General features: G+C 71.4%; 15 protein-coding genes and 1 pseudogene. 10 read left to right on the forward strand and 6 right to left on the reverse strand.

Annotated features, from left to right (window positions below):
- Window positions 1–15: 15 nt before the first annotated feature.
- Entirely contained in the window at window positions 16–915 is a 900-nt protein-coding gene (locus tag FHT26_RS01440; RefSeq protein ID WP_168558413.1) for an SDR family NAD(P)-dependent oxidoreductase, read from the forward strand.
- Window positions 916–1,057: 142 nt separating this feature from the next.
- On the forward strand, window positions 1,058–1,645 hold the full coding sequence (locus FHT26_RS01445) for a hypothetical protein (RefSeq protein ID WP_168558414.1): 588 nt from the start codon (window positions 1,058–1,060) through the stop codon (window positions 1,643–1,645).
- Window positions 1,646–1,686: 41 nt separating this feature from the next.
- On the opposite strand, the gene FHT26_RS01450 is transcribed toward FHT26_RS01445, so the two are convergent.
- On the reverse strand, window positions 1,687–2,814 hold the full coding sequence (locus FHT26_RS01450) for an aminotransferase class V-fold PLP-dependent enzyme (protein ID WP_168558415.1): 1,128 nt from the start codon (window positions 2,812–2,814) through the stop codon (window positions 1,687–1,689).
- A 78-nt stretch (window positions 2,815–2,892) separates the two neighbouring features.
- On the opposite strand from FHT26_RS01450, the gene FHT26_RS01455 reads away from it, so the two are divergent.
- Complete coding sequence (locus FHT26_RS01455) at window positions 2,893–3,690, forward strand: ChaN family lipoprotein (protein ID WP_246867660.1); 798 nt, start codon at window positions 2,893–2,895, stop codon at window positions 3,688–3,690.
- A gap of 71 nt (window positions 3,691–3,761) precedes the next feature.
- On the opposite strand, the gene FHT26_RS01460 is transcribed toward FHT26_RS01455, so the two are convergent.
- The gene (locus tag FHT26_RS01460; RefSeq protein ID WP_168558417.1) at window positions 3,762–4,643 is read right to left on the reverse strand and encodes a LysR family transcriptional regulator; all 882 of its coding nucleotides are present in this window, start codon (window positions 4,641–4,643) and stop codon (window positions 3,762–3,764) included.
- A gap of 135 nt (window positions 4,644–4,778) precedes the next feature.
- Here FHT26_RS01460 and FHT26_RS01465 point away from each other — a divergent pair, with 135 nt between their 5' ends.
- Complete coding sequence (locus FHT26_RS01465; protein ID WP_168558418.1) at window positions 4,779–5,813, forward strand: DMT family transporter; 1,035 nt, start codon at window positions 4,779–4,781, stop codon at window positions 5,811–5,813.
- On the opposite strand, the pseudogene FHT26_RS30580 reads toward FHT26_RS01465, so the two are convergent.
- Window positions 5,813–5,917: pseudogene (locus FHT26_RS30580) on the reverse strand (hypothetical protein); the annotation flags it as partial. The gene FHT26_RS01465 and the pseudogene FHT26_RS30580 overlap by 1 nt on opposite strands.
- Window positions 5,918–6,096: 179 nt before the next feature.
- Between FHT26_RS30580 and FHT26_RS01470 the strand changes: the two are divergent.
- Window positions 6,097–7,074, forward strand: a complete 978-nt coding sequence (locus FHT26_RS01470) for a DUF3616 domain-containing protein (protein ID WP_168558419.1) — start codon at window positions 6,097–6,099, stop codon at window positions 7,072–7,074.
- Window positions 7,075–7,077: 3 nt separating this feature from the next.
- Here the strand turns inward: FHT26_RS01470 and FHT26_RS01475 are convergent, their stop codons facing one another.
- Complete coding sequence (locus tag FHT26_RS01475) at window positions 7,078–8,064, reverse strand: M28 family peptidase (RefSeq protein ID WP_168558420.1); 987 nt, start codon at window positions 8,062–8,064, stop codon at window positions 7,078–7,080.
- 96 nt (window positions 8,065–8,160) lie between these two features.
- Entirely contained in the window at window positions 8,161–9,099 is a 939-nt protein-coding gene (locus FHT26_RS01480; RefSeq protein ID WP_168558421.1) for an AraC family transcriptional regulator, read from the reverse strand.
- 118 nt (window positions 9,100–9,217) lie between these two features.
- Between FHT26_RS01480 and tehA the strand changes: the two genes are divergently transcribed.
- From tehA to FHT26_RS01500, 4 genes are read left to right on the forward strand one after another with little or no spacing between them, the layout of a single operon-like run.
- Window positions 9,218–10,228 carry a dicarboxylate transporter/tellurite-resistance protein TehA gene (gene tehA / locus FHT26_RS01485; RefSeq protein ID WP_168558422.1) on the forward strand — a complete coding sequence of 337 codons (1,011 nt, stop codon included), beginning with the start codon at window positions 9,218–9,220 and terminating at the stop codon, window positions 10,226–10,228.
- Between the two features lie 58 nt (window positions 10,229–10,286).
- A complete protein-coding gene (locus FHT26_RS01490) occupies window positions 10,287–11,243 on the forward strand; it encodes a hypothetical protein (protein ID WP_168558423.1) in 957 nt (318 codons plus the stop codon).
- Between the two features lie 42 nt (window positions 11,244–11,285).
- Window positions 11,286–12,599, forward strand: a complete 1,314-nt coding sequence (locus tag FHT26_RS01495) for a lipase family protein (protein WP_168558424.1) — start codon at window positions 11,286–11,288, stop codon at window positions 12,597–12,599.
- A 5-nt stretch (window positions 12,600–12,604) separates the two neighbouring features.
- On the forward strand, window positions 12,605–13,171 hold the full coding sequence (locus tag FHT26_RS01500) for a hypothetical protein (RefSeq protein ID WP_168558425.1): 567 nt from the start codon (window positions 12,605–12,607) through the stop codon (window positions 13,169–13,171).
- Window positions 13,172–13,174: 3 nt separating this feature from the next.
- Here the strand turns inward: FHT26_RS01500 and FHT26_RS01505 are convergent, their stop codons facing one another.
- Window positions 13,175–14,113 (reverse strand): LysR family transcriptional regulator, encoded by a 939-nt coding sequence (locus FHT26_RS01505; RefSeq protein ID WP_168558687.1) that lies wholly within the window; start codon window positions 14,111–14,113, stop codon window positions 13,175–13,177.
- 109 nt (window positions 14,114–14,222) lie between these two features.
- Here FHT26_RS01505 and metE point away from each other — a divergent pair, with 109 nt between their 5' ends.
- Window positions 14,223–16,550, forward strand: a complete 2,328-nt coding sequence (gene metE, locus FHT26_RS01510) for a 5-methyltetrahydropteroyltriglutamate--homocysteine S-methyltransferase (RefSeq protein WP_168558426.1) — start codon at window positions 14,223–14,225, stop codon at window positions 16,548–16,550.
- Window positions 16,551–16,553 lie beyond the last annotated feature (3 nt).

Consider the following 16,553-nt stretch of genomic DNA (forward strand, 5'->3'; position numbering starts at 1 on the left):
CCCCGGAGAACTCTCATGAACAAAGTGATCGTCATCACCGGTGCGTCGAGCGGTTTCGGCGCCCTCACCGCCCGCGCCCTCGCCGACGCCGGCCACACCGTCTACGCCGGCATGCGGGCCATCGCGACGCGCAATGCGAAGGCGGCACAGGACGCCGCAGACTACGCGACGGAACGCCTCGTCGACCTGCGCAGCATCGAGCTCGATGTCGGCTCGCAGGCATCGGTCGACGCCGCGGTGGCCCGCATCGTCGAGGCCCACCAGCGGCTCGACGTCATCGTGCACAACGCCGGCCACCTGGTGACCGGCCCGGCCGAGGCCTTCACGCCGGAGCAGATCGCGCAGGTCTTCGACGTCAACACGCTGGGCACGCAGCGCCTGAACCGCGCGGCGCTGCCGCAGCTGCGCCGCCAGCGGCATGGGCTGGTCGTGTGGGTGTCGAGCTCCAGCGTCAAGGGCGGCACGCCGCCCTTCCTCGGGCCATACTTCGCGGCCAAGGCGGCGATGGATGCGCTGGCGGTCAGCTACGCCGGCGAGCTGGCGCGCTTCGGCGTCGAGACCAGCATCGTCGTGCCCGGCGCGTTCACGTCGGGCACCAACCACTTCGCGCACGCCACGCACGCGGCCGACGCCGACGTGGCCCGGGCCTACGACGCGCTGTACGCCGGGCTGCCCGAGCAGGTCGGCGAGGCGCTCGCGAAGCTGGAGCCGGCCGATGCCGACGTGGCCGATATCGCGCGGGCGATCGTCGCCGCCGTCGACGCGCCGTACGGCCAGCGGCCGTACCGCGTGCATGTCGATCCGAGCGACGACGGCTCGGGAATCGTCAGCGCGGTGGCCGACCGGATGCGCGCGCAGTTGTTCGAACGAGCCGGGCTGTCGGACCTGCTGAAGGTCGTGCCGACGGTCGCTTGAAACCGTTGCGCAGGGCCATCTTGGAAGCCGCCGTCACCATCTTCATTTGCGATGGCGACCTCCGCATTCGCTGCACATTCGCGGCAGCCAATGGCCGGGGTTTCACCGGATCCGCCGGTGGACGGCAACCACGGACACAGGCATGACGACGAAGGGATCGAACGAAGAACATGGCACGCCGCAGGCGCCGTTGACGCAGCTGCTGCTCGCGCTGCGAGACGCCTGCGCGCTGTGCAGCGACGAAGCGCAGTTCGCCGCGATGGTGCGACAGCAGGTGCAACCGGTGCTGCCGCACGGCTCGCTGGTGGCGGCGATCGTGCGCATCGGGCCGCAGCAGCTGCGGCTGGTGCATGCGATCGGCGTGGACCACCCGGCCGCCGCGATGGCGAAGCTGCCGCGGCAGCTCGACCTGGACGACCGGCCGGCACTGAAACGCTGGCTCGACACCCGCGAGCCGCAGGTGCTGCAGATGCCCCGCGATGCCGAGCGGGTGTCGGCGCGGGAGCGCCGCGAAATCGATGCGCTGGGCATCCGCCGGCTGGCGTTGCACGGCCGCATCGACCTCGGCGGCATCGTCGGCAGCTGCTTCAGCTTCTGCCACCTGAACGAAGACATCAGCCCCTCGCAGACGCTGGAGATCCTGCGCCTGGTGATCCCGCCGCTGCACGAGGCGCTGATGCACGCATGGCGGCACGAGCGGCAGGTGCTGCGCCGCCCGCTCGCGCGCTGACCGGCCGGCCGACGCGCGTCGCTTCTGCGCGTCGCGTCAGCTCAGCGCAAGCGCTCCAGCGCGTTCGCCAGCTGCTGCACCGTGCGGTCGACATGCCCCAGCTTGTCGAGCCCGAACAGCCCGATGCGCCAGCTGCGGAAATCCGCCGGCTCGTCGCATTGCAGCGGCACGCCCGCGGCGGTCTGCAGGCCGAGCCCGGCGAACTTGCGGGCCGACTGGATCTCGGGGTCGTCGGTGTAGCTGACCACGACGCCCGGCGCCTCGAAGCCGGTCGCCGCGACGCTCTTGAAGCCCTTCTGCGCCAGCAACGCGCGCACCTTGGTGCCGAGCTGCTGCTGCGCGTTGCGCGCCGCGTCGAAGCCGAAGCGGTTCGTTTCCTGCATCACCTCCCAGGTCTTCGTCAGCGCATCGGTCGGCATCGTCGTGTGGTAGCCGAACGCGCCGGCCTCGTAGGTCTCGGCGATCTGCAGCCACTTGCGCAGGTCGCAGGCGAAGCTGGTGCTCTGCGTCTGCGCCATGCGGTCGCGCGCGGCCGCGCTCAGCATCACGAAGGCGCTGCCCGGCGAGCCGCTCCAGCCCTTCTGCGGCGCGCTGATCAGGATGTCGACGCCGGACGCCTCCATGTCGACCCACATCGCGCCCGACGCGATGCAGTCGAGCACGAACAGGCCGCCCGCCGCATGCACCGCATCGGCCACCGCCTTCAGGTAGTTGTCGGGCAGGATGATCCCGGACGCGGTCTCGACGTGCGCTGCGAACACCAGCGCCGGCGACTCGCGGTGGATCGTCTGCACCACCTCGTCGATCGGCGGCGGCGCGTACGGCGCCTGGTAGCCCGAGCCGGTGGGCCGCGCCTTCAGCACGGTGGCGGCCGACGGGATCGAGCCCATCTCGAAGATCTGCGTCCAGCGGTAGCTGAACCAGCCGTTGCGAATCACCAGCACGCGCTGGCCGGTCGCGAACTGGCGGGCCACCGCCTCCATGCCGAAGCTGCCGCTGCCGGGCATCACGATCGCGGTGGGCGCGCGGTAGGTGCGCTTCAGCGTGTCGGTGATGCCGCGCAGCACGCCCTGGAACTTCTTCGACATGTGGTTCAGCGCGCGGTCGGTGTAGACCACCGAGAACTCGAGCAGGCCATCGGGATCGACCTGGGGCAGCAGTCCGGGCATGGGTGTCTCCATCAGTGGGGTGTCGTCGTGGCGCAGCGTAGCACCGGACGCCGGCGGATACCTGCCATCATGCGGCGGATGCGATTCGCCCTGATCCTGTGCTGCGCCGCCACCGTGCTGCTGGTCGCCTGCGCACATTCCTCCGCACCGCCGTCCATCGTGCTGCTCGGCGAGGTGCACGACAACGCCGCACAGCATGCGCTGCGGCTCGCCGAGTTCAGGACACTGCTCGACAGCGGCGCGCGGCCGGCGCTGCTGATGGAGCAGTTCGACCGCGACCGCCAGCCCGACATCGACCGGGTGCGCGCGGCCACGCCGGCCCCGACCGCCGCCGCGCTGGTCGCCGCGGCCGGCGGTGGCCCGGGCTGGGACTGGGCCTTCTACACGCCGTTCGTGCAGCTCGCGCTCGACCGAGGCCTGCCGATCGTCGCGGTCAACGTGTCGCGCGCCGAGAGCCGGCAGGTGATGAGCCAGGGCCTGGCCGACACCGGTTTCTCGGCCGACGTGCCGGACGCGGTCTGGACCGCCCACACCGCCGACATCGAAGACAGCCACTGCGGGATGATCGACGCGGCCACCGCCCGCCGCATGGCCGGCGCCCAGGTGGCGCGCGACCAGTTCATGGCGCGCAGCATCGAGGCCTGGGCCGACCGTGGCGTGGTGCTGCTGGCCGGCAACGGCCACGTGCGGCGCGATGTCGGCGTGCCGCGCTGGCTGGCCGACCGCACCCGCGCGCGCAGCCGCAGCATCGGCTACCTGGAGGACACCGACGTGCCGCCGCCGGGCGCCTACGACCGCGTCGTCGTGACGCCACCGCAAGCGCGCGAGGACCCTTGCGCGGCGATGCACCAACCCTCACCGCCCCGTTCGCCCTGAGCCTGTCGATGGGTTGCTCGCACGCCACCGCGGCTTCGACAAGCTCAGCCCGAACGGGTGAGTAGTCCGTTTCAGCTCCACGCCTCCTGCACCGCCGAACGCACCGCCAGCGTGGCCGGCGACAAGCGCCCCTCCGGCGGCGACGCGAAGCAGATCCAGGTGTGGGCCCGCCAGTGCTTCCAGATGCGCAGCTCGCCCTGGCGCTCGGCCTGCTCGGCCTGGTCCAGTCGCACGACGCCGACGCCCATGCCGCTGGCCACCATGCTGCGCACCACGCCTTCGGTGCTGGCCGATGCGCCCTCTTCGCGGTAGTCGCGCCCGCCGGCGGCGAACAGCGCATCGATGTGGGTGCGCAGCACGCAGCCGGCCGGCGTGCCGATCCACGGCTGCGTCATCAGGTCGGCCAGCGACGGGTCGGGATGGGCCTCGGCGAACGCGGTCGGCAGCGCGACCACCAGGTCGACCGTCGCGAGCCGCTGCAGCTGCACGCCCGGCACGTCCTCGTGGTCGGTCATCACGTAGGCGCAGTCCAGCTCGCCGCGTTGCAGCATCAGCAGCATCTCGGACGACAAGCCCTGCTGCAGCTGCAGCGTGACCTGCGGGTTGCGCTGCGCGAGCCGCAGCAGCGCATCGCCGAGCCGCAGCGCGATCGGGTCGCTGACGGTTCCGAAGCGCACCACGCCCTGCGCGGCGCCGCGCAGCTGCGCCGCCGCCGAGCGCAGCCGCCCGGCCGAGGCCAGCGTGCGCTCGGCGTCGTCGAGCAGCCGGCGGCCCTCTTCGGTCAGCACCATGCCGCGCGGCGTGCGGTCGAACAGCCGCACGCCGAGTTCATCCTCCAGCGCCTTGACCTGCGCGCTGACCGCCGGCGGGCTGGTGAACACGCGCTCGGCGGCACGCGTCAGGTGGCCCTCCTGGGCGACCGCGACGAAGGTCTTCAGTTGATACAGCTCCATGGCCGGCGATTGTGGCCATGCGGTGCCGGGCTGTCAGTTCGGATTTCCTGAGGCTCCGGTCCGAATTCGCGAATGGCCTTGCAGGCCGGCGTTGCCGAGACTGGCTCCATCGCATCCGTTTCCGTGGAGCCCGCCATGACCCTTCCTCGTTCTCCGGCCGTCGGCATCGCCGGGCTGCTGCTCGCGACCACCGCCTGGGGCAGCCTGTTCCTCGCCAGCAAGCCGGTGCTGCCGCACGTCGACCCGGTGTGGTTCACGCTGCTGCGCTACAGCATCGCGACGCTCGGCTTCATGGCGGTGCTGCGCCTGCGCGGGCCGGTGCCGTGGAGCGCGTTGCGGCAGCACGGCGCGCGGCTGGCCGGGCTCGGCTTCATCGGCTACGGCGTGTTCAGCGCGATGGTGCTGGTGGGTCTCGCGCACTCGCTGCCGTCGCACGGCGCGGTGATCATGGCGACGATGCCGATCACGACGCAGCTGGTGCGCTGGGCGCTCGACGGCCAGCGGCCGAGCCGCAGCGCGGTCTTCAGCACCCTGCTGGCGCTGGTCGGCGTGGCGATGGTGTCGGGTGCGGTGACGCGGGCAGCGTCCGCGCAAGCCTCGACGCTGGTCGGCGACCTGACGGCGCTGGCCGGCACGCTCGGCTGGATCGCCTACACCCGCGGCGCGGCGCGTTTTCCGGCGCTCGACGTGATCGGCTTCAGCGCGTTGAGCGCCCTCGCCTCGTGGCCGCTGCTGCTGATCGCCACGCTCGCGCTGACCGCCTTCGGGCTGGCGCCGGTCCCGACCGCCGAGGCTGCGTGGAACGCGGCGCCTGCGCTGGTCTACATCGGCCTCGTGCCGACGGTGTTCGGGGTGCTGGCGTACAACTTCGGCGTCAGGACGCTGGGCGTCGTGACCAGCACCGCGTTCCTGAACGTCGTTCCGGTGTCGGTGCTGCTGATCGGGGTCGCGATGGGCTCACGCCCGGCGCTGCATGAGCTGGCCGGGGTGATGCTGGTGGTGTCGGGCTTGCTGGTCCACACGCTGTCGCAGCGTGCGGCCAGCCGGTTGGCGAAAGACGCTCAGCGGCCGGTGCCGGCCGGCGACATCGACAGGAACGCGCTGGTGTGCAGGTCGCCCCGGCCGCTGCGGCTGTTGTCGATCGCGCGCATGCGGCGCTCGAGTTCGTAGATGTCGTGGGATTCGGCCAGCCAGGCCTCGTCGTAGCCGCGGGGCTGGGTGCCGCCGGCGAATGCGTTGCGCATGGCGCTGGCGATGGCATTGATGAAGTTCATGTTCTATCTCGGTCCGTCTTGTGGTCGGTTTTTTCTCAGTCGGTGCGCCCGTCGTGCGGGTTAACACCTAGTACCTAGTGTAAACCCTGACGTGTGTCCTGTCTGTGACGGAAACCGCTGACCCCTGTGAATCGGGGGCCGCGAGAATGATCGCTTCGCCCGTGCGGCCGGAGGACCTGATGAAGACGCTGCGATGCCGCTGCCTGGCCGGCCTGCTGTTCACGTTGCTCGCGGCCGCCCATGCCGGCGCCCGCGCGCAGGCGCCCGACGCGTACCGCGGGCTGTGCGATGCATCGGCCGCCATCGCGCTCGATGCCCGGCACTTTGTCGTCGCCGACGACGAACACAACACGCTGCAGGTGTTTCGCCGCGATGCGCCGGACGCCGTCGGCCGCGTCGACCTCGACGACTTCCTCGGCACCGCGGGCGGCCGCGAATCCGACCTCGAAGGCGCGGCCGAGAGCGGCGGCCTCATCTACTGGATCGCCTCGCACGGCCGCAACAGCGCCGGCAAGAAGCGCGACGAGCGGCACCGGCTGTTCGCGACCGAGCGCGTGCCCGGGTCGACGCCGCCCTCGCTGCGCCCGGTCGGCCGGCCGTACACCCGCCTGCTCGACGACCTGCTCGATGCGCCGCAGCTGAAGGGCTACCACCTGAAAGACGCGTCGAAGCGGCCGCCCGAGGCGGAGGGCGGCCTGAACATCGAAGGCCTGGCCGCGACGCCCGGCGGCGCGCTGCTGGTCGGGCTGCGCAACCCGCTGCCGCGCGGGCGGGCGCTGGTCATCGCGATCGACAACCCGGCGCAGGTCGTGCACGGCCAGCGCGCGAAGATCGGCCGCGTGACCGAACTGGCGCTCGGCGGCCGCGGCATCCGCAGCCTCGAACGCGTCGGCAGCGGCTACCTCGTCGTCGCCGGGCCGCCGGCCGATGACGGCAGCTTCGCGTTGTACCGCTGGTCCGGCAACGCCGGCGATATCCCGGTGCCGCTGTCGTCGGTCGCGTTCGGCAGCCTGCGGCCCGAGGCGCTGTTCGCATGGCCGGAAACGGGCGAGGTGCAGGTGCTCAGCGATGACGGCGGCGTGCGCATCGCCGGCGTCGAATGCAAGACGCTGCCGGCGGCGCAGCGCGCGTTCCGTAGCGTCGTCGTCAGGCCGTAGCGATCACAGCGCTCGCGTCACAGCCCAGACGCCCTGCACCACCTGCGCCATGCGGCGATAGTCCAGCGTCTCCCAGCGGTCGCCCGGTTGGTGGTAGTGGTCGTTGCGCAGGAAGGCGGTGTCGGTGACCATCAGCGCCGGCATGCCGAGCGCCCAGTAGCTCAGGTGGTCGGAGAAGTCGATGCCGTCGAGCCCGGTCGGCGCATTGATCGATTGCACGCGCAGGTCGGTGGCACCCGCCATCACCGCCTTCACCTGGCGCGTGAGGCCGAAGCGTTCGAGCCGGCCGACGACCGCGATGAAATCGCCGCGGTCGCCGTACAGCGCCGACAGGCCCGGCACCGGGTAGCGCTGCGAGCCGGGCTGGTCGGAGAACGTGCCGATCATCTCCAGCGCCAGCATCAGGCGCGGCTCGCGGCCGCCGGCGCGCAGCGACTGCGCATGCACCGCGCTGCCCATCCCGGCCGTGCGGAAGTACGGCGGCTCTTCCAGCGTGTAGGCGACGAGTTCGACCGGCCGCGGCGGCGGATCGCGGCCGAGCAGCCGCGCCAGTTCCAGCAGCCCGGCGACGCCGCTCGCGTTGTCGTCGGCGCCCGGGGTCGCATCGCCGTCGTCGCCGCCATGCGCGTCGTAATGCGAGCCGATCACCAGCGGCTCGCCGTCCGCCGGTCCGAAGCGCGCGATCAGGTTGCGCTGACGAACCTTGCCGACGCTGACACGCTGCATGCTCACCGCGCCGCCGGATTCGCGCAGCACGCCGGCCACGTAGTCGGCCGCTGCCTCGAGCCGCCCGGATGGCCCGGCCACGCGCGGGTGCAGGTCGACCGACAGCCGCCGCACATGCGCCTTCAGCCGCTCGGCGTCGACTTCGGGCGGGTGCGTCGCGAGCGGCACCACCCACGGCTGCGCGACGGTGATCCAGGCCGCGATCAAGACCGCGAGCACGGCCGCGAGCAGGCCGACCCAGGCGATGCGAAACCCTCTTGTCATGCGCGATCCCTCGGTGATTCGATCACGGCATCGTGCCCACGGCGCCCGACCTCGTGGGGCAGCATCCGACGATCGACCGGTTCGAGGCCGCGAAACTCAGCCGGTCGCGATCCGGCCGCCGGCCGCGCGCCGGAAGCGCCCCGGCGTCACGCCCGCATGCCGCGCGAACGCGCGGTTGAACGCGGCCTCGGAGCGGTAACCCACTGCCTCGCCGACCGACGCGCTGTCGTGACCGCCCTGCGCGAGCAGGCGCGACGCAAGCTCCATCCGCAGCGTCGTCAGCAGCTCGATCGGGCCGCAGCCCGCGGCCTGCAGGAACTGGCGCGCGAAGGTCGCGCGCGACAAGTGGCAGCGGCGCGCCATCTCGTCGACCGTCCACGGCCGCTGCGGCTCGGACAGCATCGCCTGCAGCGCCGGCGCGAGGCGCTCGCGCACCATCAGGCCGAGCACGCCGCGCTGCTGCGGCTGCTGCGCCAGGTGCGCGCGCAGCGCCAGCGTGAACAAGGCACCGCACAGCCCGGCGACGATCGCGGCCGCGCCCGGCTGCTGCTGCTCGATCTCGTGCGCCATCATGCCGACCAGCCCGCGCAGCCAGGCCGCGCCCGGCGTCGCCTCGAAGGGCACGACGATGTGCGCCGGCAACGCATCGAGCACGCTGCTACGCCGCCGCCCGGCGAACTCGAACTCGCCGCACAACAGGTCGAGCGCGGCCGCCTCGGGCGACGCGAGGTTGGTCTTCAGCGGCAGCACCGGGCCGTCGTCGGTGCGGATCGCCGGGCCGCGCCGCGCCGACACGCCGCGCACCACATGCGCATCGCCATGGGGCAGCACCAGCAGGCTGCCCTGCCGCAACGCGATCGCGCGCCGCTGTGCCGGCAGCCACACCTCGCACTCGCCCGCCAGCACCACGTGGAACGGCGCCCGCCACGGCCCGGTTGCGGCATGCGGCACCGAGAAGCCGGGGCCGAACAGGCAACGCAGGTCCATGCGACCGCGCAGGTCGAGCGTGGCGACCAGCTGGGTCAAGGCATCCATGGGCAGCTTCCCGGTTGAGACGACGGAGCAATTATCGGAGACCCGCCGGCATTCATCATCGCGTGGCGCGTGCCTACAGTCGGGGCATCGACACACCGTCGCCGTGATGGACCCCGCCATGAACTCTCCACGCTCCCCGATCCCCGTCTCGTTCTTCAGCATCGCGGTCGGCCTGCTCGCGCTCGGCGCGGCCTGGCGAGTGGCCGTCGGACTGTGGCCGCTGCCGGCCTGGCTGGCATCGGTCGTCACCGCCGCGGGTCTCGTCGCGTGGCTCGCGTTGCTGGTGCTGTATGCGCTGAAGTGGGGGCGGCACCGCGAGGCGGCGCGCGCCGAGCTGCAGCATCCGCTGCAGTCGGCCTTCCTCGCGCTGGTGCCGGTGTCCAGCCTGCTCGCCGCGATCGCGCTGCAGCCGTTGTCGCGGCCGCTGGCGTTCACGGTGTTCATCGTCGCGCTGCTCGCGTCGCTGGCCATCGGCGCGTGGCTGTACGGCCGCGTCTGGCGAGGCGGGCTGGCGCCGGAGCTCGTCACGCCGGCGATCTACCTGCCGGTGGTCGCGCAGAGCTTCGTCGCCGCGCTCGCGTCCGCCAGCTTCGGCTGTACGCAGGTGGGCCTGTGGTTCTTCGGCGCCGGCCTGCTGGGCTGGCTCGCGATCGAATCGACGATCCTGAACCGCCTCGGCACGCGCGGCCCGCTGCCGGCCGCGATGCGACCGCTGCTGGGCATCCAGCTCGCACCGCCGGTGGTCGGTGGCGTCGCGTGGATGGCGCTCGGCCACGAGTCGCCGGAGTGGGTCGGCCAGGCCTTGCTCGGTTACGGCCTGTACCAGGCGCTGTTGCTGGCCCGCCTTCTGCCGTGGATCCGTGAACAGGGCTTCACGACCTCGTACTGGGGTTTCAGCTTCGGCGTGGCGGCGTTGCCGACGCTGGCGATGCGGCTGGCCGCGCAGGGCACGCCTGACAGCGCGGTGCACTGGCTCGCGCCGATCGCGTTCGCGCTCGCCAATGCGATCGTCGTCGCGCTCGGGGTCGGTACGCTGCGCCTGTGGGCGGCTGGCCGCCTGATCCCTGCCACGCCGTCGACGGCTGCACCGGCCGCCCCCATCCATCCGGGGGTGTCCCAGCCTGTCTGACGCCTTGGGGTGACTTTGGTCGAGCGGCGCAGCAGGGCCCGGCCGCAATAATGGCCCGATGCCCGCACGACGAGATCACGCCCGCCCGCCGCGACGGTCGACTGCCGCCCCCCGGGTCGGCGTCGGCCTGCTGGTGCTGGCAGGCCTGTTCGCCGGTTGCGGGCCGGCCCATTCCAACGACGGCGGCAACGGCATGATCTTCGGCCTGTTCAAGAGCAAGTACACGACGAGTGTCGGTCCGCAGGTCGGCGCTTCGCTGGTGCGCGAAGCGGCCTGGCCCGCATCGATGCCGGCGCCACCGGCGGCGTCGTACCCGCAGGTCCGCAACGTCAGCATCGACGGCGGCCTGCCGCCGGCCGGCACGCTGGCGGCCACGCGCGCCGAGCACCCGGCCGCCGAGGCCTTCGTCATCGACGCGACGGCGGGCCAGCCCGCGCTGGCCGTCGTCAACACCTACGACCCGGAACGCCGCACGCAGCTGTGGCAGCTCGATGCCCGCGACGCGCGCCGCTTCGACAAGCAGCGCAGTGCCACCTTCGATGCCGCGCAGGCGAAGTGGTTGATGTACAGCGCCGAATCGGTGCTCGCGCTGCCCGGCCGGCAACTGCTGATCCAGCTGAAATACCACAAGCCGCAAGCGGCCGACGGCCTGTTCGTCTACGACGCCGAGGCCGACCGCATCCGCAGCTTCGGCAACGTCGAGCCCGACTGGTCGCGCGGCCTGCCGTTCAGGTTCATCGACAGCCTGCAGCTACTGCCCGACGCGCTGCTGGTGCGCTACCAGACCGACAAGGAGCGGCTCGGCCCGCAGCGCTACGTGAACCACTTCGAGCACCTGGTGCTGTTCTCGCCGCGCCACCGCGACGGCCTGGAACTCGCGAAGCTCGGCCTCGACGACGGCAGCGTCCGCCGCTGGGGCCTGTCGGGCAGCAAGCTGTGGTTGCAGACCGTCGACGAGCGGGCGTCGCCGCCGCGCGAGTTCGTCTGGTCGCTGGACCTCGCCCGCGTGCTCTGACGTTTCACCGACACGCCCCTCCCACGCACACCGCGAACCATCATGTCGACACCGATCAACGAATACCTGACGCCGCAAGAGGCGTCGTACATCGCGCACAACGCCTACTTCACGCTGAAGGACTGGATCAGCGGCCAGCCGACGATCGGCATGGAGACACGCGCCAACGTGCGCAAGATGGTCACCGGCGACGGGCTGGGCGCGGCGGCGCAGGCCGGCGGCGCCAACACCTCGCTGAAGACCACCGAGCTCGGCGGCGCGAAGCTCGACCGGGTGTTCGCCGGGTCGACGGCCGGCGTCACCACCGGCTTCGGCTACGTGCTGAGCTTCAACCGGGCCGGCAGCAAGCAGGTCGTCATCGCGACGCGTGGCACGCGGGCCGAGCATTCGAAGGCCGACCTGCTGACCGACCTGCGCGCGTCGATGACCGGCTTCGGCGATTTCGGGCTGGTGCACCAGGGCTTCCGCAACACCTTCGACAGCGTGAAGACCGGCCTCGCCCGCGACGACCGACGCATCATGGATGCCGACGTGGTGCACTGCGTCGGCCACAGCCTGGGCGGTGCGGTCGCGACGCTGGTGGCGGCGCATTTCTCGTCGCGCGGCAAGGCGGTGAAGCTCTACACCTTCGGCTGTCCGCGCGTCGGCGCGCTGGGGGCGCAGGGAGCGATGGAGCAGTCGCTCGGCAAGCACAACATCTTCCGCGTCTCGCACGACCTCGACCCGGTGACGATGGTCGGCCCCTACCCCTACGGCCACCTGAATGGCCAGCCGGAGGATGCGAACAACATGATGCTGGTGTCGCCGACCGGCCAGCTGCTGAGCGTGGCCAACCACGACATGACCGAGTACGTGCGCAGCGTCGGCGGCCTTGAAATGAACTGGCAGGCGGTGCGTGCGCTCGGCGGCGCGGTCGAGCGCGACAACGCGGTGCTGGCGCGCTGGCTGCTGCGCAGTTCCGACAACCCCGGCTGGCTCACGCAGACCGCCGCGCAGGGCCTGAGCTACCTGATGAAGGCCTTCTCGCACCTGCTGCGCCAGCTCGGCTTCGTGACGATCGCCGGGCTGACCGGCATCGACCTGTTCTGCGTGGTGCTGGCGTCCAACATGACGAAGATCGCCGAGATGAACTCGCAACTGATGGACTGCATCCTGCAGGCCGCCCGCTGGGCGCGCGTCGTGGTGTCGAACGCGGCACAGCTGACCGCCACCGTGATCCGCGCGATCCTGAACGCGATGTTCAGCGTGCTGCGGCCGATCGCGGTGAACGCGCTGCAGACCGTCGGGCGCTCGGGCACGCCGCTGCCGCTGCTGCTCGGCGGTGCGAGCGCGCTGGCCGGCGCATTGATCGGTTGACGCCGATGGACCGCGACGCCTTCGAGCACCTGTACCTGCATGCCCACACGCTGGCCGAGTTCGGCTTCATGCGGGCGATGGCGGGGCTCGCGACCACCGACATCGCCGCGCTCGCGCCGGCGCAGCTTGCGGCCAACGAGGCCGATGCGCAGCAGATGCTGAACCTCGATGCGGCCAGCTTCGACTGGTCGGCGCTGGAGGGCGTGGACGCGTTCGGTGCCGAGGCCGTTGCGCTCGATGCGGCGCCGGCGGCAAGCTACGACGGCCCGACCTTCACCGAAGCGCTGGCGATCGACGACGAGGTCGGCGGCGATGCACTGCCCGAGCTCGCGAACTACCTGGCGCGCGCGCATGCGGCGCGAACTCTGCTGGCCGGGCGCATCGCGCATTCATGGGCCACGGTGGACCGGCAGGTGCTCGACGACGCGCTGGCGGCGCTGCCGGCCGGCCCGTCGGCGCTGACCGGCCCGCTGAGCGCCGACGAGCTCGCGCCGTGGCTCGCGCTCTACGAGCAACGCCACCCGGCGCTCGAGGCGCTGGTGCAGCAGATCCGGCGGCTCGAGCCGTTCTGAACCCTAGGCCGGCGCCGGCATCAGCCGCACGCCCGGCAGCGTGCGCAGCGAGGTCTCGCGCATCACACGCACGAAGTCGGCCACGTACGGGCGCGCACCGAGCCGCTGCGGCACCGCCGCGTACAACCGGCCGGTGAGCCCCTGCGGCCCGATGCGCTGGCTCGCGACATAGCCACGCTCCAGGTAGCCCGCCACCGCCCACAGCGGCAGCGCGGCCAGCCCGCGGCCGCTGGCCACCAGCTGCAGCATCGCGACCGTCAGCTCGGTGGTGCGCCGCGCCGGCGCGATGCCGGCCGGCTGAAGCACGCGGCGCACCAGGTCGAGCATCTCGTCGGGCACCGGGTAGGTGATCAGCGTGCGGTCGGCGAAATCGGCCGCTTCCAGCCAGGGTTTGCCGAGCAGCGCATCGCCCTTCGGCAGCAGCGCGACCATCTCGAATTCGAACAGCGGGTGCACGACCACGCCGGCTTCGCCGTCGTCGACGTCGGAGACGATGGCCAGGTCGGCGCGGTCCTGGTGCAGCAGCCCGACCGGGTCGGCCTGGAAGCCGGAGACGATGTCGAGCTCGACCTCGGGCCAGCGCTCGCGCAACGCGTCCATCGCCGGCATCAGCCAGTCGAAGCAGGTGTGGCACTCGACCGCGATGCGCAACGTGCCCGCCGCGCCGCTGACCAGCCGGCTCACGTCGCGCTCGGCCTCGTCGATCAGCGGCAGCACCGCATCGGCCAGCCGCAGCAGCCGCTGGCCGGCGACGAAGAAGCTGACCGGGTTCGACTTGCGCTCGAACAGCGGCGTGGCGTAGTGCTCCTCCAGCGCGCGCAGCTGGTACGACAGCGCCGACTGCGTCAGGTTGAGCAGCTGCGCAGCGCGCGACAGGTTGCCGGTCTCGCGCAGCGCCTGCAGGGTCTTCAGGTGGCGCAGTTCCAGCGGCGTGGTCGGCATGGCGGTCTGCATGAACGCAGCTCAGGATGATTGAGAAAAAGTTTCGTTTGAATCATAGAAGCGGTGTGCCGATCATTGCAAGCTGAATTCATCAACATGCATCGATTCCATGATTCGTACTCATACCCTCGGCTTTCCGCGCATCGGCGCGCACCGCGAGCTGAAGCTGGCGCTCGAGCGCCACTGGCGCGGTGACCTGCCGCTGGCGGCGCTGGAGCAGACCGGCCGCGAGCTGCGGGCACGCCACTGGGCGCTGCAGCGCCAGGCAGGGCTCGACATGGTGACCGTCGGCGACTTCGCGTACTACGACCATGTCGCCAACCACATCCAGCTGTTCGGCTGCGAGCCGGCGCGCTTCGGCTTCAGCGGCGACGAGCCCGAACTGGCGCGCTACTTCACGATGGCGCGCGGCGTCGCCGACGAACATCGGCACGTGCATACGGACGACTGCCAGCACGCGCACGACGACGGCACGTTTGCGCTGGAGATGACCAAGTGGTTCGACACCAACTACCACTACCTGGTGCCGGAGTTCACTGCGCAGACGAGCTTCAGGCTGGCGTCTCGCCGGTTGCTCGACGAGGTGGCCGAAGCACAGGCGCTCGGCCACACGGTGAAGCCGGTGCTGCTCGGGCCGCTGAGCTTCCTGTGGCTCGGCAAGGAGAAGACCCCGGGCTTCAGCCGTCTCGACCTGCTCGACGCGCTGCTGCCGGTCTACGTCGGGCTGCTGGCCGAGCTGGCGGAGCGCGGCGTCGCGTGGGTGCAGGTCGACGAACCGATCCTCGGGCTCGACCTGCCGGGCGACTGGACGCTGGCCTTCGAGCGGACCTACCACGCACTGCAGGCCGCGAAGGTGTCGATCCTGCTGGCCACCTACTTCGCGCCGCTGGAGGACCACCTGAGCCTCGCCTGCAAGCTGCCGGTGGCCGGGCTGCACATCGACGCGGTGCGGGCCGGCCATGAGCTGCAGGCGGTGCTCGACTGGCTGCCGCCGCAGCGCGTGCTGTCGATCGGCATCGTCGACGGCCGCAACATCTGGCGTACCGACCTCGACCGCGCGCTGGTCCGCCTGCAGCGCGCGCTGGACAAGCGCGGCGACCGGCTGTGGATCGCGCCGTCGTGCTCGCTGCTGCACGTGCCGCTGACGCTGCGCGACGACGCCGCGCTCGATGCCGAGCTGCGCAGCTGGCTGGCCGGTGCGACCGAGAAGCTCGACGAGCTGGACCTGCTGAAGCGCGTGCTGTCCGAAGGCGAAGCCGCGGTGCGCGGCGAGATCTTCGCGGCCCGTGCCGCGGTGGCCGCCCGTGCCGCCAGCCCGCGCGTGAAGAACACCGCGGTGGCGAGCCGCGTCGCCGCGCTGCCCGCCGATGCCGACCGGCGCGGCCAGCCTTTCCCGGCCCGCCAGGCACTGCAGCGCGAGCGCTTCAAGCTGCCGGCGTTCCCGACCACCACGATCGGCTCGTTCCCGCAAACCGCCGAGATCCGCGGCGCGCGCGCGGCCTACCGGAAGGGCACGCTGAGCGAGCCGGCCTACCGCGACGCGATGCAGCGCGAGATCCTGTTCGCGGTGCGCAAGCAGGAGGAGCTCGGGCTGGACGTGCTGGTGCACGGCGAGGCCGAGCGCAACGACATGGTCGAGTACTTCGGCGAGCAGCTGGAGGGCTTCGCATTCACCGCCAACGGCTGGGTGCAGTCGTACGGCTCGCGCTGCGTGAAGCCGCCGGTGCTGTTCGGCGATGTGTCGCGCCCGAACGCGATGACGGTCGACTGGACGGTGCATGCGCAATCGCTCACCGAGCGGCCGATGAAGGGCATGCTGACCGGCCCGATCACGATCCTGCAGTGGTCCTTCGTGCGCGACGACCAGCCGCGCGCCGACACCGCGCTGCAGATCGCGCTGGCGATCCGCGACGAGGTGGCCGACCTGGAGCGCGCCGGCATCGGCATCATCCAGATCGACGAGCCGGCGATCCGCGAAGGCCTGCCGCTGCGTCGCGCGCACTGGAACGAGTACCTGCGCTGGGCGGCGCGGGCCTTCCGCGTGTCGGCCAGCGGCGTGGCCGACAGCACGCAGATCCACACCCACATGTGCTATTCGGAGTTCAACGACATCCTGCCGGACATCGCCGCGATGGATGCCGACGTGATCACCATCGAGACCAGCCGATCCGACATGGAACTGCTGCGTGGCTTCGGCGCATTCAGCTACCCGAACGAGATCGGCCCGGGCGTGTACGACATCCACTCGCCGCGCGTGCCGTCGCAGGCCGAGATGGCACGGCTGCTGGCCAAGGCGGCCGCCGTGATCCCGCCGCACAACCTGTGGGTCAACCCGGATTGCGGGCTGAAGACGCGCGGCTGGCCGGAGACCGAAGCGGCGCTGCGCCACATGGTGCAGGCGGCGCGCGACCTGCGGGCTGCCGGCGCGACCCGCTGACCC

This window comes from Rhizobacter sp. SG703, from assembly GCF_012275445.1.
Taxonomy (GTDB): Bacteria; Pseudomonadota; Gammaproteobacteria; order Burkholderiales; family Burkholderiaceae_C; genus Rhizobacter.